Origin of the sequence: Botryobacter ruber, from assembly GCF_003347595.2 — a bacterium.
Taxonomy (GTDB): domain Bacteria; phylum Bacteroidota; class Bacteroidia; order Cytophagales; family Hymenobacteraceae; genus Pontibacter; species Pontibacter ruber_A.
On record NZ_QCZK02000059.1, the window covers coordinates 31,254 to 56,760 of the forward strand.

Annotated in this window: 23 protein-coding genes and 2 tRNA genes; 9 read left to right on the forward strand and 16 right to left on the reverse strand. The window is 48.6% G+C overall.

The annotated features are described in order from the left end of the window. Positions 1–143 precede the first annotated feature (143 nt). The 9 genes from DCW36_RS20680 to DCW36_RS20720 form a co-directional block, all read right to left on the reverse strand. Positions 144–1,475 (reverse strand): ABC transporter permease, encoded by a 1,332-nt coding sequence (locus DCW36_RS20680; RefSeq protein ID WP_114781655.1) that lies wholly within the window; start codon positions 1,473–1,475, stop codon positions 144–146. After that, positions 1,468–2,379: an ABC transporter ATP-binding protein gene (locus tag DCW36_RS20685; protein WP_114781656.1), complete on the reverse strand. Its 912-nt coding sequence runs from the start codon at positions 2,377–2,379 to the stop codon at positions 1,468–1,470. Before DCW36_RS20685 ends, DCW36_RS20680 begins: the two co-directional genes overlap by 8 nt. Positions 2,380–2,755: 376 nt before the next feature. Continuing rightward, positions 2,756–3,901, reverse strand: coding sequence for a molecular chaperone DnaJ (dnaJ, locus tag DCW36_RS20690; protein WP_114781657.1), 1,146 nt, complete (start codon positions 3,899–3,901; stop codon positions 2,756–2,758). Between the two features lie 3 nt (positions 3,902–3,904). Beyond that, positions 3,905–4,468 (reverse strand): nucleotide exchange factor GrpE, encoded by a 564-nt coding sequence (locus DCW36_RS20695; RefSeq protein WP_114781658.1) that lies wholly within the window; start codon positions 4,466–4,468, stop codon positions 3,905–3,907. Positions 4,469–4,727: 259 nt separating this feature from the next. Then, positions 4,728–5,720 carry a GTPase ObgE gene (obgE, locus tag DCW36_RS20700; protein WP_114781659.1) on the reverse strand — a complete coding sequence of 331 codons (993 nt, stop codon included), beginning with the start codon at positions 5,718–5,720 and terminating at the stop codon, positions 4,728–4,730. A 32-nt stretch (positions 5,721–5,752) separates the two neighbouring features. Further along, positions 5,753–6,355 carry an adenylate kinase gene (locus DCW36_RS20705; protein ID WP_114781660.1) on the reverse strand — a complete coding sequence of 201 codons (603 nt, stop codon included), beginning with the start codon at positions 6,353–6,355 and terminating at the stop codon, positions 5,753–5,755. A gap of 143 nt (positions 6,356–6,498) precedes the next feature. Then, positions 6,499–7,041 (reverse strand): hypoxanthine phosphoribosyltransferase, encoded by a 543-nt coding sequence (gene hpt / locus DCW36_RS20710; RefSeq protein ID WP_114781661.1) that lies wholly within the window; start codon positions 7,039–7,041, stop codon positions 6,499–6,501. 88 nt (positions 7,042–7,129) lie between these two features. Beyond that, the gene (locus tag DCW36_RS20715) at positions 7,130–9,364 is read right to left on the reverse strand and encodes a sodium-translocating pyrophosphatase (protein ID WP_114781662.1); all 2,235 of its coding nucleotides are present in this window, start codon (positions 9,362–9,364) and stop codon (positions 7,130–7,132) included. A 236-nt stretch (positions 9,365–9,600) separates the two neighbouring features. Beyond that, a complete protein-coding gene (locus DCW36_RS20720; RefSeq protein ID WP_114781663.1) occupies positions 9,601–10,515 on the reverse strand; it encodes a M20/M25/M40 family metallo-hydrolase in 915 nt (304 codons plus the stop codon). 209 nt (positions 10,516–10,724) lie between these two features. Between DCW36_RS20720 and DCW36_RS20725 the strand changes: the two genes are divergently transcribed. After that, a complete protein-coding gene (locus DCW36_RS20725) occupies positions 10,725–11,876 on the forward strand; it encodes a tetratricopeptide repeat protein (protein WP_240676260.1) in 1,152 nt (383 codons plus the stop codon). A gap of 128 nt (positions 11,877–12,004) precedes the next feature. Here DCW36_RS20725 and DCW36_RS20730 read toward each other — a convergent pair whose 3' ends face one another. The 3 genes from DCW36_RS20730 to DCW36_RS20740 are packed head-to-tail and all read right to left on the reverse strand — an operon-like array spanning position 12,005 to position 15,479. Further along, on the reverse strand, positions 12,005–13,069 hold the full coding sequence (locus tag DCW36_RS20730) for a glycosyltransferase family 4 protein (RefSeq protein ID WP_114781665.1): 1,065 nt from the start codon (positions 13,067–13,069) through the stop codon (positions 12,005–12,007). Further along, the gene (locus DCW36_RS20735; RefSeq protein ID WP_164891205.1) at positions 13,066–14,274 is read right to left on the reverse strand and encodes a glycosyltransferase; all 1,209 of its coding nucleotides are present in this window, start codon (positions 14,272–14,274) and stop codon (positions 13,066–13,068) included. Before DCW36_RS20735 ends, DCW36_RS20730 begins: the two co-directional genes overlap by 4 nt. A gap of 8 nt (positions 14,275–14,282) precedes the next feature. Then, the gene (locus DCW36_RS20740; RefSeq protein ID WP_114781667.1) at positions 14,283–15,479 is read right to left on the reverse strand and encodes a glycosyltransferase family 4 protein; all 1,197 of its coding nucleotides are present in this window, start codon (positions 15,477–15,479) and stop codon (positions 14,283–14,285) included. A 38-nt stretch (positions 15,480–15,517) separates the two neighbouring features. Here DCW36_RS20740 and DCW36_RS20745 point away from each other — a divergent pair, with 38 nt between their 5' ends. Beyond that, positions 15,518–16,753: a polysialyltransferase family glycosyltransferase gene (locus DCW36_RS20745; protein ID WP_114781668.1), complete on the forward strand. Its 1,236-nt coding sequence runs from the start codon at positions 15,518–15,520 to the stop codon at positions 16,751–16,753. 54 nt (positions 16,754–16,807) lie between these two features. Here the strand turns inward: DCW36_RS20745 and DCW36_RS20750 are convergent, their stop codons facing one another. The 3 genes from DCW36_RS20750 to asnB form a co-directional block, all read right to left on the reverse strand. After that, the gene (locus DCW36_RS20750) at positions 16,808–17,776 is read right to left on the reverse strand and encodes a UDP-glucuronic acid decarboxylase family protein (RefSeq protein ID WP_114781669.1); all 969 of its coding nucleotides are present in this window, start codon (positions 17,774–17,776) and stop codon (positions 16,808–16,810) included. 6 nt (positions 17,777–17,782) lie between these two features. Further along, the gene (locus DCW36_RS20755; protein WP_114781670.1) at positions 17,783–19,129 is read right to left on the reverse strand and encodes a UDP-glucose dehydrogenase family protein; all 1,347 of its coding nucleotides are present in this window, start codon (positions 19,127–19,129) and stop codon (positions 17,783–17,785) included. A gap of 92 nt (positions 19,130–19,221) precedes the next feature. Next, positions 19,222–21,129 (reverse strand): asparagine synthase (glutamine-hydrolyzing), encoded by a 1,908-nt coding sequence (asnB, locus tag DCW36_RS20760; protein WP_114781671.1) that lies wholly within the window; start codon positions 21,127–21,129, stop codon positions 19,222–19,224. Between the two features lie 159 nt (positions 21,130–21,288). Here asnB and DCW36_RS20765 point away from each other — a divergent pair, with 159 nt between their 5' ends. The 7 genes from DCW36_RS20765 (at position 21,289) to DCW36_RS20795 (ending at position 24,870) form a co-directional block, all read left to right on the forward strand. Next, a complete protein-coding gene (locus DCW36_RS20765; RefSeq protein ID WP_114781672.1) occupies positions 21,289–22,197 on the forward strand; it encodes an alpha/beta fold hydrolase in 909 nt (302 codons plus the stop codon). Between the two features lie 32 nt (positions 22,198–22,229). Then, complete coding sequence (locus DCW36_RS20770) at positions 22,230–22,475, forward strand: hypothetical protein (RefSeq protein ID WP_125185343.1); 246 nt, start codon at positions 22,230–22,232, stop codon at positions 22,473–22,475. A 576-nt stretch (positions 22,476–23,051) separates the two neighbouring features. Continuing rightward, positions 23,052–23,648, forward strand: a complete 597-nt coding sequence (locus DCW36_RS20775) for a C40 family peptidase (RefSeq protein ID WP_240676261.1) — start codon at positions 23,052–23,054, stop codon at positions 23,646–23,648. A 125-nt stretch (positions 23,649–23,773) separates the two neighbouring features. Then, positions 23,774–23,847: transfer RNA gene (locus tag DCW36_RS20780), tRNA-Ala, on the forward strand. 55 nt (positions 23,848–23,902) lie between these two features. Beyond that, positions 23,903–24,136: a GIY-YIG nuclease family protein gene (locus DCW36_RS20785; RefSeq protein ID WP_240676268.1), complete on the forward strand. Its 234-nt coding sequence runs from the start codon at positions 23,903–23,905 to the stop codon at positions 24,134–24,136. After that, positions 24,114–24,188, forward strand: a tRNA-Pro gene (locus tag DCW36_RS20790). Before DCW36_RS20785 ends, DCW36_RS20790 begins: the two co-directional genes overlap by 23 nt. 301 nt (positions 24,189–24,489) lie before the next feature. Continuing rightward, positions 24,490–24,870, forward strand: a complete 381-nt coding sequence (locus DCW36_RS20795) for a DUF805 domain-containing protein (protein ID WP_205702971.1) — start codon at positions 24,490–24,492, stop codon at positions 24,868–24,870. A 135-nt stretch (positions 24,871–25,005) separates the two neighbouring features. Here DCW36_RS20795 and DCW36_RS20800 read toward each other — a convergent pair whose 3' ends face one another. Then, entirely contained in the window at positions 25,006–25,263 is a 258-nt protein-coding gene (locus DCW36_RS20800; RefSeq protein ID WP_114781674.1) for a hypothetical protein, read from the reverse strand. Positions 25,264–25,507 lie beyond the last annotated feature (244 nt).

Genomic DNA, 25,507 nt, shown 5'->3' on the forward strand with positions numbered 1-25,507 from the left:
TTTAGAATCAGAAATGGAAGCCTCATGGGTAAGTTTGTATGAAAATTCATTAGCTCAAGTTACAAAAAAAGTAGCTGACCCTGCGGGGCCAGCTACTGGTAAAAACATAGGTTCTATTTTGTACTATGGCTTTGCTTTATACGCTACACCCGGTAAAAGAGCCATTTCGAGAGCTCTTTATAATTCACTCTTTTACCGTACATCAGGATGCCTACCCGGTATATACGGCCAGCCAGCCAAGTGGTAAAAATAAATCCGCCGACCAGCAGCCCCATCGAGAGCAGCAGTTCCCAGGTGGGCACGCCAAATGGCACCCGCACCATCATCACGATAGGCGAGGTAAACGGAATAATGGACATCCAGAACGCCACCGGCCCGTCGGGGTTTTGCAGGACCACGGTATACGACATGATAAAGGAAATGATCAGCGGAATGGTGATCGGGAACATAAACTGCTGCGTGTCCGTCTCGTTGTCTACGGCTGCCCCAATAGCCCCGAAGAGGGAACCGTACAGCAGGTAACCGCCCAGGAAGTAAAACAGGAAGCAAGCCAGTATCAGCGGAAAATTCAGGTTACCCAAGGCATGGCTTACATCGGCTACCACCTCTTTCGCACCTCCCTCCTGGTCTGTGGCTACTTCCTCGCCGGTGGCCTGTGCCCTGCCTGCCTCATACTGTTCCAGGGGTGAAGGGGCCGGTTTAATTCCAAATGCCGCCTGCACCCCCGTTACCACCACCGACGACAGCACCACCCACAGCAAAAACTGCGTTAAGCCTACCCCGGCAATGCCCACGATTTTACCCATCATCAGCTGAAACGGCTTCACCGACGAAATCATTACTTCAATGATACGGTTGGTCTTTTCCTCGATCACCCCGCGCATGATCTGCACGCCATACAAGAAAATGAAAAAGTAGATGATAACAGCTCCTATTAATCCAGCCGCTGATGTAACAATGGCATTGTTGGTCTTTTCGCCTTCGTCGCTCAGGTTAACGGTGGTAAGCGAAATACTTGCTTTCATTTTGTTCAGCAGCTCCCGCTCGATACCGGAAGCTATAAACCGTTGGCTCTCTATTTCCCGCTCCAGCATGTTCTCCAGCCGTACCTTCGTCTGCAGGCTGGCGTTCTTTTTCGAGTACACTTTTATCCCTTCAGGATTCTGAATGTTGATCTTCGGGATGTGGAGCAGCGCGGTGTATTCTGTTTCCTGGTATATTTTTTTGGCATCTTCCAGTGAGCCCTGCAGCGTTACGAACTGCATATCCTTTTTACTTTCCAGCTTATCGGCAAACAAGCCGCTTTCATCCAGCACCATCACCACATCCGACCTATCCGACACGGTGGCCAGCCAGGCAGGCACTACCAGGAAGGCGGCCAGCAGCAGGGGCGTCAGGAAGGTCATGATGATAAAGCTCTTCTTCCGCACCCGCGTCAGGTACTCCCGCTGTATGATTAACCAGATTTTATGCATAATGCGATTCTTTTACTTTTTGGATAAAAATGTCGTTGATGCTTGGCACCAGCTCTATAAATGAGTGCACCTCTACCCGCTCGATGAGGTAACGCAGCAGGTCGTTTGGCTTTGTGTCGTTGAGCAGCTTAATGGAAGCCCTGAAAACGCCGTGGCTGTCGTGCTGCTCCAGCACCTGGTAGTCTGGTGATGTTACCAGCAGCATGCCATTGCCAATTACCTGGTAGGTATCGGTTTTATAAGCATCCTTCACCTCCTTTACCGGCCCGTCCAGCACCTTTTGGGAACGATTGATCAGGGCAATATAATCGCACAGCTCTTCCACCGACTCCATACGGTGGGTCGAGAAGATAATGGTAGCGCCGTTGTCGCGCAGCCTCAGAATTTCATCTTTAATCAGGTTGGCGTTGATCGGGTCGAAGCCGGAGAACGGTTCATCCAGGATCACGAGCGAGGGTTCGTGCAGCACGGTAGCCATAAACTGCACCTTCTGCTGCATCCCCTTCGACAGGTCTTCGATGTTCTTGTACAGCCAGTCGCGGATTTCAAAACGGTCTACCCACACTTTTATGCGGTCGGTAGCCTCACTTTTCGACAAGCCTTTGAGCTGCGCCAGGTACAGCAGTTGCTCCCCTACTTTCATTTTTTTGTACAGCCCGCGCTCTTCGGGCAGGTAGCCCATGTCTTTGATATGATCAGGTTTCAGAGGTTGGTCTTTGAAGTAGATTTTACCGGAGTCAGCGCCTGTAATCTGGGTGATGATCCGGATAAGCGAAGTTTTGCCTGCCCCGTTCGGACCCAGTAAACCAAAAATACAGCCAGCCGGAATATCGAAACTCACATTATCCAGGGCCGTGTGGTTGGCATAATGCTTCGATACATTTTCGATTTTGAGGATGCTCAATGTGATAATTTTTAGTTTAAGTAAAAATAGATTTATTCCTGTGAAGCGGCAACTGTTTAGATGAATTACACCTAATAAATCGACCAATCCCCCTATTAACCCGATAAAGGAGCGGCAGGTTGTGCGAATGCAGGTTTTTATTAACGCGCGCGCTCGCTTTTAAAATATTTTCTCATACTGCCACTCTTAAACCTCAGCAGAGGCTGTGGTGGCAGGTGCAGCAGAACAAAAATAGCCTTCTGCTGCAGTCACCACAGCCTCTGCTGCTAAAAACCGGGGCAGCGGGAAGAACTGAGCTGCAAACAGAAGCTAAAAAGCCTGTCTTTTCACGTGGAAACAGACAGGCTTTCAGTAATTAAACTATAGTGGGTAAAGCTTATTGGAAATAGTCTTTCACTTTCTCGAAAAACCCTTTATCGTTTTTGCCGGGGTGCGGTGCAAAGTTGTTGGAATCGCGCAGGCTCTCCAGTTTCGCCCGCTCCTCGCTGTTGAGCGACTTCGGCGTCCAGACGTTGATATGGATGAGCTGGTCGCCTTTGCCGTACCCGTTTATGTCTTTGATGCCTTTGCCGCGCAGCCTGAAAATTTCGCCGCTCTGCGTGCCGGGCTTGATGTTTACTTTTACTTTACCTGAAATAGTCGGCACTTCGATATCCGCTCCCAGGGCAGCATCTATAAAGCTGATGTACTGGTCAAAGATCACGTTGTTGCCATCGCGCTTCAGGGTGGCGTGCTGCTCTTCCTCTATCTGGATGAGCAGGTCGCCGGGAATGCCGCCGCGCTCCGGTACGTTGCCTTTGCCGCTCATCGACAGCTGCATGCCATCCATTACGCCGGCCGGCACATTAATCGTGATCACTTCTTCCTGGAGCTCTCTGCCCGTACCGTGGCAGGTTTCGCATTTATTTGTAACTACTTTGCCTTCGCCGTGGCAAACCGGGCAGGTACTGGCCGATACCATCTGGCCCAGCATCGTGTTTACCACCTTGCGCACCTGGCCCGAGCCCTGGCAGGAACTACAGGTTTGCAGGTCGGTGCCGTTTTTGGCGCCGTTGCCGCCGCAGGTGCTGCAGGCTACGTAGCGTTTTACTTTTATTTTTTTCTCAACGCCGTTGGCAATTTCCTCCAGGTTGAGCTTTAATTTAATACGCAGGTTGGTTCCTTTGCGGGTACGTCTGCCGCCACCGCCCTGCCGGCCTCCGAAAAAGCTATCGAATGGGCTTCCACCGCCTCCGAAGATGTCGCCGAACTGCGAGAAAATATCCTCCATGTTCATGCCGCCACCGCCGAAGCCGCCATTCATGCCCTGGTGGCCGAACTGGTCGTAACGCTGACGTTTTTGCTGGTCGCTCAGCACCTCGTAGGCCTCTGCTGCTTCCTTGAACTTGTCTTCGGCAGTCGGGTCGTCGGGGTTTTTATCAGGATGGTATTTGATAGCGATTTTGCGGTAAGCTTTTTTAATCTCTTCCTGCGAAGCGCTGTTGCTTACCCCCAAAACCTCATAATAATCTCTCTTGGCCATTACTTAAGCTCCTATTATAACTTTTGCGAAACGGATCACTTTTTCGTTTAAAGTGTATCCTTTCTCGATTACGTCAATGACTTTGCCTTTCAGCTCATCGGAAGGCGCAGGTATCTGAGTTACCGCTTCCTGGAAATCGCTGTCAAAGTCATCGCCTACATTTATTTTAATTTCTTTCAGGCCTTTTTGCTGCACTACATGCTTCAGCTTATGAAACACCAGCTCCAGCCCCTGCAGCATGGCATCTTCGTTATGCGACGTCTCGATCGACTGCCGCGCACGCTCCATATCATCCAGCACCGGCAGCAACTCGCTCATCAGGTCCTGCGACGCTGTCTTGAACAGTTCCTGGCGCTCTTTGGCAGTTCTGCGTCTGAAGTTCTCAAATTCAGCCATCAGGCGGATGTATTTATCCTTCATCTCGGCAAGCTCTGCCCCTGGTGTATTTTCTTCCTGTGCTGTTTCAGCTGAAGCCGTTTCCTCTTCCTGCCCATTTTCTTCCAGATTGGCAGTGTTTTCTTGCAGTTCCTCGTTTTCCTGCTCTTTATTTTTATGTTTATCTGACATAATGCCTCAAAAAGCTTAGTTATATAGGTTGATTTACTCTTTTCAATTTGCTTGCCAAGCAGCCACCCGTGACATAGTGGCACAGGTGGCTGCAGTTCAGTCGTGGTTAACAACAGGTAAATTACCCTTTTGTGCCAAAAGCAACGGAAATTATCTGCTGCACCTGCCACCACAGCCGCTGCTGTGCCTGCGGTATAAAAAAAATCGGTAGACAACTTTTCAGCCTCTACCGATTGCTACTCTAAAAAAAGATAAACTGCTAGCTGTTCAGGGCTTCCCAGATCATGTCTTTCAGTTTACCGATATTTTTCTGTGTAACGCTGGAGATAAACACGGTGGGCAAATCCTGTGGCAATCCGGCCCGCATTTCTGCTTCCAGTTCATCGTCGATCAGATCGGTTTTGGTTACGGCCAGTATGCGCTTTTTATCCAGCAGCTCCGGGTTGTACGTTTCCAGCTCATGCAGCAGGATGTTATACTCGTCGGCAATGTCGGCACTCTCACATGAAACCATAAAGAGCAGCATGGAGTTCCGCTCGATGTGGCGCAGGAACCGCAATCCTAGTCCTTTTCCTTCCGAAGCTCCTTCAATAATACCCGGAATATCGGCCATCACAAACGATTTATAATCGCGGTAGGCCACCACGCCCAGGTTAGGCTCCAGGGTGGTAAAAGGATAATTGGCAATTTTAGGCTTAGCCGCCGACATAACCGAAAGCAGCGTGGATTTGCCTGCATTCGGGAAGCCAACCAGGCCAACATCGGCCAGCAGTTTCAGCTCCAGGATCACCCACTCCTCAATGCCTGGCTCACCGGGCTGTGCATAACGGGGCGTCTGGTTGGTAGGCGATTTAAAATGGGCATTTCCCAAACCGCCGCGTCCGCCGGGCGTCAGAATAACCTCCTGCCCGTCAGCGGTAATTTCGCACATTACTTCACCGGTTTCGGCATTACGGGCAATGGTACCCAGCGGCACTTCCAGCACTTCATCGTGGCCCTGCGCTCCGGAAGAGTGTGCGGGGCCGCCATTATGACCGTTTTCGGCAATAATATGTTTCCGGTACTGCAGGTGCAGCAAGGTCCAGAGCTGGGCGTTGCCCCGCAGGAGAATGTGCCCGCCTCTGCCACCATCTCCGCCATCTGGTCCTCCCTTGGCAGTTCGCTTGTCGCGGTGCAAATGGGAAGAGCCGGCTCCTCCGTGCCCGGAGCGGGAACAGACTTTTACGTAATCAATAAAGTTGGATGATGCCAAATGTGGTGGTTAAAAGTATGTAAGTATAGAAATTACGCTTTGTCTTCTTTTTCTTCTTTTTCCAGCAGCGCATCTATGTGCTTGCAAAGTTCCTGGAAAATCTCTTCGATCTCGCCTATACCTTCTACTGCCTGGAACTTGCCCTGGCCGTTGTAATAATCGGCTACCGGGGTCGTTTTGTTGTTGTACTCCTGCACACGCTTCCGGATCAGATCTTCGTTCTGGTCGTCGGGGCGGCCTGAAGTCTGGCCACGCAGCAACAGGCGTTTGGTCAGTTCCTCATCGTCTACCTTCAGGGCAAGCATACCGGAAATTTCAAGATCGTGCTCCTGCAGCAGCTTATCCAGGCCTTGTGCCTGTGGTACGGTGCGCGGGAAACCATCAAAGATGAAGCCTTTGGCATGCTTATGCTCCTTCACTTTGTTGGCGATCATGCCAATCACCACTTCGTCCGGCACCAGCAGGCCGTTATCCATCAGCGATTTGGCTCTCAGCCCCAGTTCAGTACCGGCGGCGATCTCCGAACGGAGCAAGTCTCCGGTCGAAAGATGTATCAGGTTGTACTTATCGATTAATTTCTGACTTTGTGTCCCTTTTCCGGCTCCTGGAGGACCAAACAAAACAATGTTGAGCATATCTTTTAAATGAAAATTAAGACAAAACTAAGTATAAAATTATTTGAATTAAATTTTTTTTACGGGATTCTGTTTTTACCAAACAACAAATTTATATATAAAAATCCATTTCAAATATAAAATAATCTTTTTTTATTCTTGCCTCAGGAAACAATCTTGTAAATATCGCGCAGGTTTCGCCCCAGTCCGTTGTAGTCTAAGCCATATCCGACTACAAAATCATTTGGGATAGCTTTGGCCACATATTTTATATCGATTTTGTGCTGCAGGCATTCCGGCTTAAGCAGCAGCGTAGCCACCTCTAACGAAGCGGGATTCTTTTGCTGCAGTTGCTGCAGCAGGCTGTTGACCGTATGGCCGGTGTCTACGATATCCTCCAGCACCACCACATGCCGCCCGTCCAGGTTCTCGGTTAAACCAAGTATTTCCTTCACTTTACCTGTACTGGCCATATCCTGGTAAGACGACAAACGAATAAAAGCGATGTCGCAGGAAACACCGATCCGTTTCATCAGATCGGCAGCAAACATAAAGGAACCATTAAGGACAGCCAGGAACAGCGGCCTTTTCTCGGCATAATCTGTGTTCAACTGATCTGCCAGCATGGTTATCCGGGCAATAATTTCTTCTTCGAACAGGTAAGTTTTAAACTGGCAATCGTTAAGCGTAATCGTGCGGGGATACATGATTTTGGAGCGTTAGTTAGACAGACAAAGTTACATATAAAAAACAAGCCCAACTAAATTAGTCGGGCTCGTGAAGCAAGGCAAACCGTTAGAAAGCCACTACTGTTTTTTCCGGGTTTGCACCGGCACCTACTCTTTCGGGTGCTTTTTGTTCCACCTCCGTTGCACCCAGTGGCGATTCCGGTATAGGAGGCTCCTGGTCCAGGGCAATATGCGGCGCAATCACCAGCGACATGATCGACATCAACTTGATCAGGATGTTCATAGAGGGGCCCGAGGTATCTTTAAACGGATCGCCAACGGTATCGCCTGTTACAGAGGCTTTATGGGCATCGGAGCCTTTATATTCCATCTTCCCGTTAATATCCACTCCTTTCTCAAAAGATTTTTTGGCGTTATCCCAGGCACCGCCGGCGTTGGACTGGAACATGGCCATCAATACACCCGAAACGGTTACACCTGCCAGCAAACCTCCCAGAATTTCGGCAGAAGAAGTATCCGGGAAAACATTCCGGAAGCCAAAACCGACTATAAGCGGCACAATCAGGGCAATAGCGCCAGGCAGCATCATTTCCCGGATGGCAGCTTTTGTAGAGATGGCCACACACTTTTCATATTCCGGGTTCCCGGTTCCTTCCATGATACCCGGAATCTCGCGGAACTGCCGGCGAACTTCGTGTACCATGGCCATAGCCGCACGGCCTACTGCTGCAATCGCCAGTGCCGAAAATATAAATGGAATCATTGCGCCAATGAACAAGCCACCCAGCACGGGCGCTTTGTACAGGTCGATGCTCGGAATACCGGCAATCCCAACAAAGGCGGCAAACAGGGCCAGGGAGGTTAAGGCTGCCGAGGCAATGGCAAAACCTTTACCGGTGGCAGCAGTCGTGTTACCCACAGCATCGAGGATATCGGTACGGCCACGCACTTCTTTCGGTAGCTCGCTCATCTCGGCAATACCACCTGCGTTGTCGGCAATAGGCCCGAAGGCATCGATGGCTAACTGCATGGCGGTGGTCGCCATCATACCGGCTGCGGCTATCGCTACACCGTATAAACCTGCTGCTGCATACGAAAGCACAATACCGGCTGCCAGTACAATAATGGGCATAACCGTAGAGTGCATGCCAACAGCCAGACCGGCAATAATATTGGTAGCATGCCCTGTAGACGACTGCTGCACGATAGAATTGACAGGCTTTTTACCCATTGCCGTATAATACTCTGTAATGATACTCATAAGCGTACCTACCACCAGACCTACTATTACAGCCATAAAAACCCCGTTTGCAGTAAACTCGAAGTTGCGCAGCACCAGCAGGTCCGGCAGCAGCCAACGGATGGCAAAATAAGCGCCTACGGCTGTCAGGATTACCGATATCCAGTTGCCGCGGTTCAGGGCAGCCTGCACATTACCACCCTCGCTTACACGCACAAACAGCATTCCTATCAGCGAGAAAACGATGCCCAGACCGGCTATCAGCATGGGAAGAATTACCGGGGACAGGCCCTGGAAATTATCCTGCACCTCTACTTCACGCCCGAGCACCATTGTTGCCAGGATAGTTGCCACATACGAGCCAAACAAGTCGGCTCCCATACCGGCTACGTCGCCTACGTTGTCGCCTACGTTGTCGGCAATGGTGGCAGGGTTCCGCGGATCGTCTTCCGGGATACCAGCCTCTACTTTACCTACCAGGTCGGCACCCACGTCGGCGGCTTTTGTATAGATACCACCGCCCACACGTGCAAAAAGGGCAATACTTTCGGCACCCAGCGAGAAACCGGTCAGCACCTCCAGCGCCCGCTCCATCTCCAGGCCATTCGCGCCTGCACCAACACTCTGCACAAAAACATAGTAAAGCACGATAAACAAAGACCCCAGCCCCAGCACCGCCAGACCTGCCACTCCCATCCCCATCACGGATCCACCGGCAAACGACACGCTTAGTGCCCTTGATAAACTCGTTCTGGCAGCCTCTGCGGTTCGCACATTCGCCTTTGTAGCAATACGCATCCCAATAAAACCGGCCAGCGCCGAGAAAAAGGCTCCTATCACAAAAGCAACAACAATAGACCAATGCGATTTTTCCCCGGTAAGGCCCAGGTAACCCAGGAAAAGACATGCTATAACAGCAAAATAAAACAGCACTTTGTACTCTGCTTTCAGAAAAGCCATAGCGCCATCGGCAATGTGCTTCGCAATGGTGCTCATGCGCTCGTTTCCATGTGGCTGCTTCGTTACCCACGCCGACCTGAAAAAGGTGTAAATCAGGGCAGCGATTCCAAAAGCGGGAATAGCGTACAGAATTGATTCCATAAAGAGAATTTAATGGTTTACGTCTTACTATATAGAGATATTAAAGGAAGCAGATTCTTCTCAATTTTCCTAACCTTTGTAAGTAAGAATGATCACTATTTTCAACAACTTTTGTTATTGAATCTTTCGTTCTCCAACCAGTGAAATCAATAAATACACGAACTCTGGCAGTTTTTTTGCCCTAAAAAGAAAAGCCGGATACCCATTGCGCCTTTAACTCATTTCTGCATAAGCATTTACAACTGCTCCATCAGTACTTTGTAAAGCGCAACCATACTCTCGATGTCTTTTTTATGCACGATCTCGTCCGGGGTATGCACATTGTCTTCGGGTGCACCTACAAAGCACCAGTCCCAGGGGTGGGCGCTGCGTTGCAGTTCTTTGGCATCGCTGCCGCCGGCCCCCTCTACTTCGAGCTGGTACGGGATACCTGATGCCTTCGCAATTTCAACAATCTTCTGCACATAAGAACGGCGGGGAATCAGGCTGTCGCGGAGCGAAATAGCAACACCCTGGCCCGCTTTTACACCCTCTGTAACCCAGGTAATATCGGAAATAAGCGCCTGGCGTACCCCGAACTGCTCATAAATATACTTGGCCAGGTACGCCACCGAACCGCCCCCGTGCTCTTCCCAACTGCTGAAGGCAATCACGCCGTGCTCTAAGGTTTCGGCTACTTTAAGCGCACTCCACACGCCCAGCCGGTTGTCCAGGTAACAGGACTGCACGGTATCTGCCGTCTCGCGGAAGTTGCAGGCAAATGTTAGCTCTGTTCCCCGTTCTAATTCCCGCTCAAAATGATAAGACAGTGCATCCGTTTCTTCGTCATGTTCCAGGATACATGCAATTGGCCCCTGGCTGTCTTCGCCCACCAGCTTATAACCGGTTTGTGTGTCCGGCCCGCCAATGGGCACCAGCTGCTTTCCGTACCTGACTGTAAAGCCAATAGAATCCATGTGTGCAAAGATGGCAGCCCTGGGTTTACCGAATACCAGCAAAATACAATCCTGAAAATCTTCCCCCATAATAATCCGGGGCTGGCACCTCCACTGAACTTTATGCGTTTCTATATAGTTTATCAAAAAGGCCGCGAGCTTTTTTTCGTTGCCGGACGGGGCATGTACCTGACATAGTTGCTCCAGTAATGTCATATTTTTATTTTCCTTTGATGGAATTCAAAATTAACATATTTGTTGTACATTTATTACTGCCGGGAATTCTGGCAGGTAGTTATACGTTATAATTCTGATCGTTCTGAATTTTGTTATATTACATGAATAGATTCCTTTTAATTACTCTCAGCCTCTTTCTCTCTTTTCTTGCTCAAGCCCAGGAACAGCAGGCACAGCCTGATTCGTCTATGGCAGAAATCATGATACGCGAGGTAGAGGTATTGCCCGAAGGCAATATTAAAGGCATGCTGCTTGTAAACAAAGACATTAAAGATGAACTGGAAGGGGCAGTAACCAATATGTACAACTTCCGGTATGAGCGTGCCGAGAAGCAGTTTAAATCGTTGCGCCGCCGCTACCCCGAGCACCCGATGCCTTACTTCCTCATGGGCCTCAGCCAGTGGTGGAAAATTGTACCAACCAACATCCAGACCTTGCAGTACGACGACCTTTTCTTTGCCTACATGGATACCACCATTCAGAAAGCAGAGAGAATCTATGAAAAAGACGAAAAGAATTTTGAGGCTGCTTTCTTCCTGGCAGCAGCGCATGGGTTCGAAGCCCGCCTGCACTCGGAGCGCAGCAACTGGCGTAAAGCCACTGTCGCCAGCAAAAACGCCATAGAATACATGGAAAAGGCAAAATCCGGCAACGGCTTAAGCCCAGAGTTCCTCTTCGGCGAGTCGCTGTTCAACTACTATTCCATCTGGATACACGAGAACTATAAAATGCTCCGCCCGGTACTGCTGTTCTTCCCGTCCGGCGACAAACGGCTGGGCATAAAGCAGCTCCGCTACGTTGCCAACAATGGTTTTTATACCGCCACCGAAGCCAAGCTGTTCCTCATGAAGATCTACAGCGAAGAAGGCAACCTGGCAGAGGCGCTGCGCGTTGCACAGGACCTGGCCATCCGGTATCCGGATAACGCGTATTTCCAGCGGTTTTATGCCCGCCTGCTGTTCGTGCAGGGGCACTTTACCATGGCTGAACATACATCGCTGGACCTGCTGGACAAGCTAGAGAAAAACAAGCCTGGCTACGAGGCCGTCGGCGGCCGCTACGCCTCCTATATTCTGGGCTATATCAACCAGAACAAGTACCGCGATTTTACAAAAGCAAAGAAGTATTACCGCGACGTGATAAAGTATGCCGAGATGACCGGAGAACGCGACTCCGGCTATTACCTGAATTCCTTCCTTAACCTGGCCCGCATTGCCGAGCAGGAAAAAGACCTGAAAGAAGCAAAGCGCTACTACACCATTGTTATCAACAATTCCGAGAAAAAATCAGATAACTTTAAAGAGGCCCGCGCTTTCTTAAAAGCAAATAAAAAGATCTGATAACGAACGGGCCCGACCCCATCTCAATTATAAAGGAGCAGAGGCTGTGGTGGCTGGTGCAGAAGCGTTTTACGATCGAATTAAGCCGATAAAACACTTCTGCCCCTGCCACCACAGCCTCTGCTGATTTACTTAAACAAATCCAGGAAAGCAGCTTCATTGGCCATTACTGAATAATGCTGCTGCACATGTGCCCTCCCCTGGGCCCCAAGCGTAGCCCGAAGCTCCGGATGCAGGATCAGCCGCTCCAGGTAAGTGTACCAATCGGCCGTTGCGTAACATAAGTAACCGGCCACTTCATGCGGCACAGCAGCTACGTTTGCACCCACCCCCGACACCACAGCCGGAATGCCCAGCGCCATGTACTGCAGCGCCTTAAAAGCACACTTGCCCTTTGCCCACGCCGTATCCGGCAGGGGCATCAGGCCGATATCAAGCTGCAGCAGATCTTCCACCTCTGTCTCTTTTCGCCAGGGCAGGTACCGCCACGACTTCAGCTGCAACCGGGGTTGTTTATCGGCAATTACTATAAAATCAAACTCAAACTGCTGTTCCAGTTGCAGGAGTACCGGCTCTATAAGCTGCAGGTAAGGCAGTGTAGAGTGAGTGCCGGTCCAGCCGATGGTCACTTTTCCGGGTTTGTGAACCTTAAGTCTGTTGTGCAGGTGCACTGTATCAATAGTAGTGGGCAGTACCGTGGCAGCGGGATTATACCTCAAGGCAAAGGCTTGCAGGTAACTGTTGCCACAACTGACCTTATAGCTCCAGGAGCAGATGCCCGCCACTTTCCGATGCCATTTAAAGCGGGTTGCCAGGCTACTTTCCCCCGATGTGCTGGCCAGCCAGATGGCATCGTCGAAATCATAAATTATTTTTTTCCGGAACACCTTCGCAGCCAGCCACTCAAACCAGGGAGGGCCAAGCGGCGTCGCTTCACGGTGAATAAAAACATGGGTATACCGGAAAAGCTGTGGCAAAAGGAGTACTCTTCCTGCAAATCCTTTTAATAACCCCAAAGCTTTCCGGATACCTTGCCCTTTTTGATACAGAATTTTCCAGGCAGAAAGGCTCCAGAAAGCGGAGAAGCGGTAAGGGATGCCCTGCCGGTGCAGCAACGGCAAATACTGCTCAAACCGGAACCGTTGCGACGCCGCCTCCCCGGGAGGATAGGGCACTACAAATAACACGCTCATGACTCCCCCTCCAGCCTGGCAAAAATGTATTCATAAGCTTCCTTTATGCGTTCAGGGGATCTGTATTTTTTGGCAAGCTCCGGAATTTGCTCCCGGTGCTGCGGGTCCTTCAGTATTACCTGAATCTTTCCAATGGCCTGCTCCACACTCCCCTCTACCTGCACATTAAACAAAGCACCACCACCTTCTGCTTTAATAATGTCGCTATCGTCGCCCACACCTTCAGTCAGGAGCACCGGCAAGCCGCTGGCCCAGTATTCGCCTATTTTGATAGGAGAAAGATATTTTGCCGCAGGATTAGCTTTATAAGTGGCAAAAGCAAAATCGGCGGCGGAAAGATACGCAGGCACTTCATGATGCGGAACGGAAGTTACAACAACCTTAGCAAGATCTATATGCTGTTGTTGCAAGAGCTGCGTAATTTCCCCGTTCTCCTGCGGCGAAAGGATGATGAGCCGGAAGTCAGCAATCAGCTCAAAACACTTCTTATACATTCTGAAAGCCTCTTCCTGGTAATATAAGCCGCCATATTTACCTACATAAATGCCGATTAGCGCATGTTGCCACCCCAGTTGCTTTCGAATCTTGTCACGTTGCGTCCGGCTGAATTCCATTGATCTAAAGTCAACCGAACAGGGCACCGTTGATACTTTTTCAGGAGCAACTCCCTCCTGTACTAATCTTGTTTTATAATTTTCTGCCACAGGCATCAATCCTGCAGCCCACTTCTTCTGCAGTTCTTCCCAACGTTTCTGAAACAGATACTTTAACCCCCACCTGTTCCACACACCCGTTTCCAGCATATAATCGGCGTGGGGCTCAAAAGAACTTACATAAAAAGGGGTTTGTGTTTTTTGCCATACTTTATAAGCAAGCGCGCCCGCAGGTGCACCATGAGCCAAAATTACGCTTATATTATACTGCTCTACCAGTTGCATTAGCTTTTTAGGAAAATGAATAAAATCGCTGATCTTGGTCAGGATGTTAATTCCATACTGTTTGGATATTAATGGCTGATGCACGACCTTATTCAGCTCAGCGGGCAGCGCAACCTTACCTGCAAAAGGCTCACGTTCTACCGTTATCAACACCACTTCAACAACATCACTAAGATGCTGCAGCACACGCAGCCGCGGGAACACAGTAGCTTTAGTAAGCCCATCATTCAGCGACCAGTAGCATAAAAACAGGATTCTTTTTGCCACACGTTTACTCAAACCTCAAGCACCTCCAAAAGCTGATTTATATGCCTTTTTACAGAAAACTTATTTTTCAGATCATCCTCCATTAGCTGGTAATTAAGCAGCACTTTATGCCGGTTGTGGTAGAGATAAGTCAGCTTTTCCAAGCAGTCTTTTTTATCACCAGTCCTAAACAGGAATCCAGTGTCACCATCGCGTACGACCTCCTTCAGCCCTCCCGTATCAGAAGCAAGAAGAAGGCATTTGCTGCTTATGGCTTCAAGTGCCGAAAGAGAAAAGCCTTCACAGTAGGAAGGCACTACGACCAACTGAACTTCCAGCATGAACTTTTGCACAACGGCATTAGGCAACGCTCCGGTTATTTTCACGATATCACTCAATCCCATCGACTGTACCTGCAACTCCAACTCTCTTCGCTGTGGACCATCACCAACCACAAAAACAGCTATATCAGCAAAAGCCCCCCCACTAGTATGCAGAAAATTGCCCAACACTTGCAAAAAGAAAAGCTGTCCTTTGTTATAATCAATCCTGTTCGGGATCAGCACCAGGTACCTTCCGGCTACCGACCGAATTACTTGTCGTACCTGCTGCCAGTGCTCCTCTGCTTTATCGTTCCAGAAAGAGACAGGCAAACTGTTATAAATCACTTTATGTTCCTGATGCCGGAAAAGGTTGGTCATAATTTCCTGCTTAACAGCTTCCGATACCGAAATATGGCAATTATCAAAGCGCCTTCCCAACCACCTGTTCAAATCATTCACCATTCGTCGCCTCCAGGTAGTAACAGGATACTCGCTATACTGCAGGCCATGAAAATACTGTACAAGCAGAAATTTGTATCCCGTTAACTTAACCAGACGCATGACAAAGTGTGTATAAGGTGCATGGGCAACAACGCCAGCTATCTTATGCTCTTCAAGAAATTTTTCTATCCTACCAACTAGTCTAATAGCATTAACAAAGGCTCCCGTTGATAAATAAGCTGTTGGCTGATACAGTTGCAGCACAGGCAGTTGTGCTACAGAAACTCCGTATTCTGCTAATATACCCACATCAGACTCGGCCAACACAATTAAGCAAACACGTATTCCTTCCTGCTGCAGGCCTGTTATTTGATTCGCTACTTGTTTCGTTATACCTTCACGTGCAATAGCCGGCGCAACAATAGCCACACTCCGAACAGGCTTTCTCCTGCTATTTTTCATCTTTAGCTGTTAAGAGGTAAATCACGTAACCTTGTAAGATGCCTTTCAAACCAAAAATACTATTTATCGGCGACTATTGCAGAATGGACTACCTGCTTTTGCTTAAAGAGGCGAAAGATAGCTGCGATTTTCGGTTCCTGTTTTTTTCTTCACCCACTGAAGAGCAGCACAAAGCTTACCAGAAATATGGCCAGGCGGTTTATTGGTCTGACTACAGGAGTGCACAGACATTGTTATCAGCATTAGCCCCTGACAAAGTCCTTTTTTTATACATTGACACGTATCATGCGCTGGTACTGAACATTGCTTGCAAAAATGCAGGTATTCCAACTTTTCATCTGGAACATGGCATGCGCGCCGATTATGCTATTGGTTATAATGTTAGCAATAGCCCTGAACTCCACCAGAAATCTTTCAGAAAGATCCGCAACCTGGCAAAACTTCTGCTTAACCTAAGATCAAGAATTAAAGCACGCCTGTTTCTCCAAAACAGCATCCGTGGCTTTTCGGCAGAAGACGCCGCTTTCGTAAAAGAATTCATCTCTATCCGAAGCAAACACAATTATCTGGAAACATTCATACGTCTGCCTTCTAAAAAACGCACTACCGACTATTATATATCCTTCAGTCCTAAAGTATTTCAGGTACACCAGCAATACGATCAACTATCACCAGATCATAAAGTCTTCTTTATAGGAGTACCCTATTTTGATAAGCTGGCACATATCAAACCTGCAACACCACAAAAAATCATTTTATTTATTGATCAGCCTCTGGCCGAACACCACCTGCTACAGTGGACAACAACATTTAAAAAGGCTTTTGTTAAAAAACTTGCAAAAATAGTAACAGCACACCGTTTTAACCTTTTAGTAAAACCCCATCCTGTTCAGGACCTGGCTCTGTGGGAAAACGTTACTGGTGTGGAACTAGTAGACGATGAAAAAATAAGAAAACTATGTAGTAGTGTATCTCTGGTAATGAGCTTCTATTCAACCTATCTGATGCCTTTTGCGGCAATGCCTCACACCACATTAATTACTTTCGAAAACCACCCTGCTGGCAAACTGAATGTTTCGAAGCCTTTTATTGAAGCCGGTGTTTCCTACCCTGTGTATAACCTGAATGAACTTAATTGGGCATTGGAACACATTGACAAGCTCCATCAACAGCAACTTTCCAATAAACCAAAATTCACAGAAGACTGGCTGTATAAATTCGATGGCAAAAGCGGGGAACGCTTGCGCGATATTCTTCTAAAAGATGACCTGTAATGCAAAAGGCCCGGGATATTACAACCCGGGCCTTTGCTATTGCAAGTATAAAAACTAAAACGTTCTCGCTTCTTTAGGCTCAATATGAAGATTCTCTTTGAAATACTCCAATGTTTTACGCAAACCCTCAGCACGGTCTACCTTTGGCTCCCAGCCCAGTATTTCCTTCGCCCGGGTAATATCAGGCTGACGCTTCTGCGGATCGTCTTTTGGCAGTGGCTGGTATTCTAACTTCAGTTCTACACCGGTTAGCTTGCAGATTTCCTCTGCGAACTGCTTTATCGTAATTTCAGATGGATTGCCGATGTTTACCGGATACGCATAATCACTCAACAGCAGGCGATAGATACCTTCCACCAGGTCATCTACATAGCAGAAAGACCTTGTTTGAGAACCGTCGCCAAAAATACTGAGAGGTTCGCCCCGAAGTGCCTGGCTCAGGAAGGCAGGCAATACGCGGCCATCGTTCAGGCGCATGCGCGGGCCATAGGTATTAAAGATACGCACGATGCGGGTCTCTAAACCATGGTGCATGTGGTAAGCCATTGTCATGGCTTCCTGGAAGCGTTTTGCTTCGTCGTAGCAGCCACGCGGGCCAACCGGGTTTACGTTCCCCCAGTAATCTTCTGTCTGGGGGTGTACCAGTGGGTCGCCATACACTTCAGAAGTAGAAGCAATGAGCATGCGGGCGCCTTTGTTTCTGGCAAGGCCCAGCAGGTTATGCGTCCCCAGCGACCCTACTTTTAAGGTCTGGATCGGAATTTTCAGATAATCAATCGGGCTGGCCGGCGATGCGAAATGCAGGATGTACTCCAGGCGGCCCGGAATATGCACAAACTTGGAAACATCATGGTGATAAAATTCAAAATGTTTCTCCTTAAAAAGATGCTCAATATTGCTCAGGTTACCTGTTATCAGGTTATCCATCGCAATTACATGATATCCTTCTTTAAGAAACCGGTCACACAAATGGGACCCCAGGAAGCCTGCGCCTCCTGTAACTAATACGCGTTGTCTTGACATAATTATTTATACTGCAGTATCTACCTGCTCAACATTTTGCTTTACTCCGATTCCATAATAGATAAAGCCTTTGTCCCGCAGTTCAACGGCATCATAAATATTCCGGCCATCAAACACGACTTTATCTTTCATTAACTTGCCTACAACATTAAAGTTAGGCGCCTTAAACTCAGGCCACTCTGTAACCAGCAACAGGGCATCGGCATCGATAAGCGCTTCGTACTCATCCTTACCATAGTAAATAGAATCGCCCAGCGTATGTTCTGCTTCTTTCATGGCTACCGGATCGTAGGCACGCACCTGTGCGCCCTCTTCTAGTAACTTATTGATGATGACCAGGGAAGGTGCTTCGCGCATGTCATCTGTCTTTGGTTTAAACGACAAGCCCCATACAGCAAAGGTTTTTCCGGCCAGGTCGCCGTTGAAGTGCTTCTTGATTTTATTGAAAAGCACGGACTTCTGGTTTTCGTTTACACTCTCCACCGCCTTCAGCACCTGCATTTCGTAGCCGTTTTCGGTAGCTGTTTTGATTAGCGCCTTTACGTCTTTCGGGAAACAGGAACCGCCGTATCCGATACCCGGATAGATAAACTTATTACCAATACGCACATCGCTGCCTATGCCTTTGCGCACCATGTTTACATCGGCACCCATAATTTCGCACAGGTTTGCGATATCGTTCATAAAGCTGATTTTAGTGGCAAGCATGGCATTAGCGGCATACTTGGTCATTTCAGCAGAAGGAACATCCATGAAAATAAGCGGGTGACCATTCATCAGGAAAGGCTTGTAAAGCTTCGTCATCACTTCCTCTGCTCTTTCAGAAGAAACGCCAACCACAATACGGTCTGGTTTCAGGAAGTCTTCGATCGCGGCGCCTTCTTTCAGGAATTCAGGGTTTGATGCCACATCAAATGGAATATCTACCCCACGCATCTCCAGTTCCGCTTCAATTGCCTGGCGCACTTTTCTGGCGGTACCAACCGGCACGGTACTTTTTGTTACCACTACCATGTAGTCCTGCATGTTCTGCCCGATGCTGCGGGCTACAGCCAACACATATTTCAGGTCGGCACTACCGTCTTCTCCGGGAGGTGTACCTACGGCAATAAAGGCTACATCACAACCCTGTACGCTTGCAGCCAAATCGGTGGAAAAAGACAGTCGGTCTTTCTTGGTGTTGCGCAACACCATTTCCTCCAGGCCGGGCTCATAGATTGGCAGAATGCCATTCTTCAGATTTTCTATTTTCCTTGCATCAATATCAATGCAGGTTACATCTATACCAACCTCGGCAAAACAGGTTCCTGTTACTAAGCCGACATAACCGGTTCCAACTACAGCAATTTTCATAGGAAATCAAATTTAAATAAAATGTAAATATATGCTTATTTATTTACGTTTCATTATTTAAAATGAACAATATTTATTTCATATTTTTTATATTAATTGTTCAAGTATTTTTGCCACCAGTACTGAAACACCAGGAGTACCCATGCAATCGTTGGCGCACCTCCTCCTCCCCCCGAAAACAGCACTTTCTGAAGTTTCCTGATTTCAGCGACGTCAAAAATCCCCTGAGCTTCTATAAAATCGTCCGCTAAATACTTTTTAACATACTCCTGCGCATCTGTCTGCAGCAGCGAAAGCAGCGGCACCTCAAACCCTTTCTTTGGCCGGTTGTAAAGCTCCTGTGGCAGCAAACTCCTGAACGTATCCTGCACCAACTTCTTCTGCAGGTGCCCATCTATCTTGGCAGCAACAGGCAACGAAAAAGCAAACTTTACCACCCTGTGATCCAGAAAGGGGCTTCGGATTTCCAGGCCATTGGCCATGCCCATCAAATCTATCTTGGGAAGCATGTCGTTGGCGAGAACCAGGTGCCAGTCGGCACACAGCACACTGTTTAGATCGTAATGCGCACTGTTGATATGATCCAGCAATCTGCTTTTACGGGCATGGTACAACCTGTTTACGGCTTTGAAACGATACTCCGGCCGGAGCAGTGCCAGCGCCTCTTGCTCATTTTGCCACGTTGCCCAGAACCAGTAACGCTCCCGGGGAGCTAACTGTGCGCCGGCAGCAAACCGGTGCAACTGTCTTACTTTGTTTGCTACAGCTGAGTTTCGCGATTGCGGCAAAATATTCCAGATATTTTTTAGTTTTGTTACAGCCTCCACTGCCATACCTCCATGCAGCAACCTGTATTCTGCCCTGTGCTTGTTGTAGCCCGCAAAAAGCTCGTCAGCCCCATCCCCCGACAGCACGGCCTTTACACTGGCGCCGGCACTCTTACTTAATAAATACACCGCCAGTGCAGAGGAGTCTGCAAAAGGTTCGCTCAGGGCATCGAGCATTCCGAGCAGGTGCCCGTGCAGGTCCTGTGGGGTGAGCAGCAGTTCGGTATGATCGGTCTTGTATTTAGCTGCAACCAAACGTGCATACTTTGTCTCATCAAAGAAAGGGTTCTTCTTATACCCTAAAGAGAACGTTTTAAAGTTTGGCCTGTTTTTAGCTGCCAACGCCACCACAACCGACGAATCTATGCCGCCGCTCAGGAAAGCGCCTACCGGCACATCGGCCGTCAGCCTGTCTTCTACGGCCTGCTCTAAGAGGCGCAGTAGCTTTGCCTGTTGCTGTTTTGCGCTTAAGGGGTTGGCTGCTGCCTTGTCTGCATCAAAAGGCAGCCTGTACCACACCGCCTCCTGCATTCTGCTCCCTTTTATCAGGAGCGAATGGCCGGGCAACAGCTTTTTTACCCCTTGCAGCATGGTGGCGGGCGCTGGCACATAGGTAAGCTGCAGGTATTGGTAAAGCGCCGTGTAATCGAGCTCACGTGGAACACCAAGTTCAAACAAAGCTGCCAGTTCAGACCCGAACAGGAAATAATCGGCACTTTTATAATAGAGCAGGGGCTTTTCGCCATGCCTGTCGCGGGCCAGGAACAGCGTATCTTCGGCAGCATCGTAAATGGCAAAGGCAAAAAAGCCTTTCAGCTTCTTCAGGCACTCGCTTCCCTCTTTGCGGTAGAGCTGGAGCACCACTTCCGTATCAGAATCTGTCCGGAACTGGAAGCCTGCCCCCTGCAGTGTTTTGCGCAGTGCTTCGTAATTAAAAATCTCTCCGTTATACACAATGGTGTAGCGGCCGCTGGCATCGGTCATGGGCTGGTTAGAGGCAGCCCCCGGCGAGATGATGGATAAGCGCCGGTTTGCCAGCCCTACATGGGCTTTCACAAACATGCCGGCAGCATCCGGCCCACGGTGAGCCAGCGTTGCTGAGGCAGCCTCCAGTCTTTCTAAAGCTGCTCTTCCGGGTTCTGTAAAAGCAAATACGCCTGTAATTCCACACATTGCGGTGTAAAGTTAGGACTTCTCCGTCTTTATCCTATCACAGACGTCCTGCTGCTGCTTAATTAAAACTTAATTTTGAAAGCGGCCTTTTTATTCCACAAAATAACAACCTGCCTTCCGCTATAAAGTATAGCTATAGTATAAACACACTACACTGCTATGAGGCCAGCTTGGTTAGATACACAGGAATACCCCTTCGATTCAAAATACCTGGAGGTTGAGGCGGGCAGGATGCACTACATCGACGAGGGTGCAGGCACCCCCATTGTTATGCTGCATGGCAACCCGACCTGGTCGTTCCTGTACCGGAAAGTGGTAAAAAAGCTCAGCGAACACTACCGCTGTATCGCCATCGACCTGATCGGCTTCGGGCTTTCAGACAAGCCGGATAACTGGAGCTATTATCCGCAGGAGCAGGTAGACAACGTGGAACAGCTGCTGGCGCAGCTCAACCTGGAAGACATTACCCTGCTGGTGCACGACCTGGGTGCAGCCGTTGGTTTTGCCTATGCCATGAAACATCCGGATAAAGTGAAGAACATTGTCCTGTTCAACACCTGGACCTGGCCGTTATCCAGGAGCGCCTCTACGGATGAGTCCGGCGAAAAGGCAGAAGGCCCTTTATCCAGGTTCATTCACGCACGATTACACGACACAAATACCAAGCTGATACATGAGCTGTTCGGCAACGAACTAACACTGCCAGAGAACATCCTCAATCAGTACATCAACGGCCTTGGGCAACCCGGACAGCTTGTAAATACCCTCCCCTGCACCCGCTCCATGCCCGGAACCAGGAAATGGCTCAATGAGTTGTGGCAGCACCGGAAAATTATACAGGATATCCCGGCCCTGATACTCTGGGGCGAGGAAGACAACCTGGTAAAAGCAGAGGCGCTCCAGAAGTGGAAAGACTTTTTCCATGAAAGTTATGTTATTCAGTTTGAAAACAGCGGTCATTTCCTGCAGGAGCACAATGCAGATGAAGTGGCCCGTTATGTTGACAACTTCATTAAAGAGGAGAAGAAAAAGCATGAGGCATCGCCCCATGACTTCGTGAAAGGATAGTTTAATGTTTAATCAATTTTAATTTTTTTAGTATGAAAAGCAGCAAATCGCTTAACGAGGCTATTTTTCGGGCACACCCATCCACTGAAGAAAATACGCAGTCTCAGGAGCAACTATATCATATGACCCAGCCCGACCAACCGCAAAACCGCCCTGCAGCAAAGCAGCAGAAGGCCCCGCTGAACGAATGTCATAAAAACCTGATGCAATCCTGGATGAACCTGCGCGCCATGGACAGTGCCCTGGCCGAAAAATTTGGAAACGATATGATGGGATAGTTAACCTGCCGAAAATGAGCATCAGGCCCACATACAAAACCATAAAACACAACTCCAACATGCTACTACAAACCAAACAGGCGCAGAAAAATGATTCTGCGCCTGTTTTTGTTTAAGCAGATCCTGCAGCCGTCCCTTGTATCACAGGCTTTCTTGCTTCGCCCCCCGAAAAAACCTTACTGCACCTGCCACCACAGCCACTGCTGCTAATTTTTTTCTGCTGCACCAGCCACCATACCCTCTGCTGCTCGTCCGATACTTTACGCCCTCCGCCTGAGCAGGGCGGAATAAATCCCCACCAATGAAATGAAAATTTTCCCGGCTAATCAGCATAATAGGGCTTCGCCTGATTGCGTTTGGTTGTTGAACCATAGGTCAGGGTGCGCTGCAGTCAGCTTATTTTCACCGTGCTGAAAGAACTTCTGCAAATTGATCAGATTTGGTTTTTCTAATGCGTGTGTAATGCTTAATTTTAAGGTTATAATTTGCTTTTGTTTCACTTACCAGTAAAGTACCGCTTTGAAAACGACATACAAAACCGCTTCCCCCTGCCTGTTTGCACTTTTTTTTCTTTGTATGCTGTTCATTACCTCGTGCCAGTCGTCGCAGCCTGTGTTCAGTAAGCGCGGTGAAACCTACAAATCGGCCCGGCAGATAGCGGCAGAAAAACGGGAAGCACGCAGAGCCCGTAAACTGGCGTGGAAGAATGGCAACGACAGACCGGCAGTGGCATCCAAAGACCGCACCAGCCGCACCCGGGCCTCCAGATCCAATAATGTAAACAAAGAAATTGCCACTGTTATCAAAACAGCACGTTCTTATACCGGCACCCCGTACCGCTGGGGCGGCACTTCCCGCATCGGCATGGACTGCTCCGGTTTACTCTGCGCTTCCTTTGCCAGTATTGATTACCCGTTACCGCGCACTTCCGACGAACAAAGCCGCATCGGCAGCGAAGTCCGGCTTAAAAACCTGCAGGAAGGCGACCTGGTATTTTTCGGCGCCTCCCGTAACAGCCGCAACATAACACACGTTGGCCTTGTAACAGAGGTTATCAGCGACCAGGAAGTAAGGTTTATTCATGCTTCCACTTCGCTTGGCGTTATCGAAAACAACTTATTTTCAGAGCATTACCAGAAAATATTTATTAAGGCGGTAAGGCCGCCGCTGTAGCTTATCGTACGCGTAGCTACCATTGAAATTGCAGCAGATGGAAGAGGGGCTCTTTCTTTTTTCCGCATTTTTCTGTTTTCTGTTTTGGATTAAAGAAAATTATTCTATTTTTGCATCACTCAAACGGGGGATTAGCTCAGCTGGCTAGAGCGCTTGCATGGCATGCAAGAGGTCATCGGTTCGACTCCGATATTCTCCACTAAAAGGTTGCTGCAAAACGGCAACCTTTTTCTTTTATAGCCTACTCCGTTTACATTCTCTTCTCTGAGAAAACAAACCGCTACTATGTAGGCTCAACAGAGGACCTGCCACGAAGGCTCGGGCAGCATAACAGTGGCAGAAACAAGTCCACAAAGGCAGGTATGCCATGGCTGCTTAAGCACACGGAAGAGTTCCCTACCTCTGTTGCGGCACGACAACGCGAGTCTGAGATAAAAAGAAAGAAGAGCCGGAAGTATATAGAGCGGTTAATTAGCTCAGCTGGTTAGAGCGTCCCGAAGGCTTTCGGGAAGGTCATCGGTTCGACTCCGATATCCTCCACACTTAAAAAACTGCAAGTGCTTTTTTTGGATCACACAAAAGTACACACAACTCGCCTTTACCTTCAGGAATCATCTACTCTCCTCCCACTGCCTTTAACCAGAATAAAAAACTCGAAGCAACTTAAAGAAAAAACAGTTTAGGCATTAAACAATATAAATTCTTTCATTATATTACCTGAGAATTATCTCTTGCCAATATTCCAGTTTATTTCACGTGTGCCCGATAGAAGACGTTTCCAGGTAGTGGCATGCTCAAAAAAAAGAACAAACATTCATTAATAACCCTTAAGCAAAACGTTATGTCAAACATCTTCTCTTTCAGCGGCAGGATTCGCCGCACAGAGTACGCAGTTACTCAAATTCTTCTTTCCATTATTACCACAGTTATCTTCTTTGGATTTGGCATGGCCGCCTATCTTGCAGGAGAACAGGTCTCTGCGGGCATCGTAGTTTTAGTTTCGGCAACCTTCTTGTTTGCAACTTGGATAAGCCTGGCAGCTGGTGCGAAAAGGTGCCACGACCGAGGAAACTCCGGCTTCTTCCAGCTTATTCCATTTTATAGCCTATGGATGCTGTTTGGAGATGGTGACGCCGGCCGTAATATGTATGGACCAGATCCAAAAGGCCGTGTAGGCCAGGCAGAAATGATGGAATCAATGCAGGCTAAAGCTGCAGTATAATTACATCAAGCCGGGGCCTAAGCTCCGGCTCCTTTTCTTGATGGCTCGAAAAAACCCTATGAAGTCACAACAGCTTTCTGAAGGTGTTCCATCAGTGTTTTTTTCAACGCCACCCAATTTGCATTCAATTAATCTTCACATCCAACTCTCCACAATCACCGGATCGTCATTATCCGCACGACCCAGGTTGCGCAAGCCCATTTCTTTGAGTTGTTCACGGCAGGCTTCCAGCGTAGCGGCGTTGAAGAGATAAGAAAGGTCCTGCTGCACCTGGTTCAGTTCATTAGCTGCATTGCGCGGCTCAGACACCAGCCAGCGCTTAATCACATACTCCCCCGGCCAGTCGGTCGGGTTGTTGTAGATGGTGTAAAGGGAGAGGGTGTTTTCAGACATAGTTTCCTTTCATTTTTAGACAGTACCACTACGGCAAGCTTTCCGCCATTGCGCGCGTTTACTGCTTCTACGCAAAAATCTGAAATCCGACGTTTTACTTTCTTCGGCTGCACCGGCACTGCCAAGCGAAAAACCCTGTATGAACGGCTGTGCCCGCACCCCAATTTCACCAGAAGCTGCCAGTTTAGGTCTTCTGCAGCTGCCACCATAGCCTCTGCTGCTCAGCAAAAACAATTACACAAAA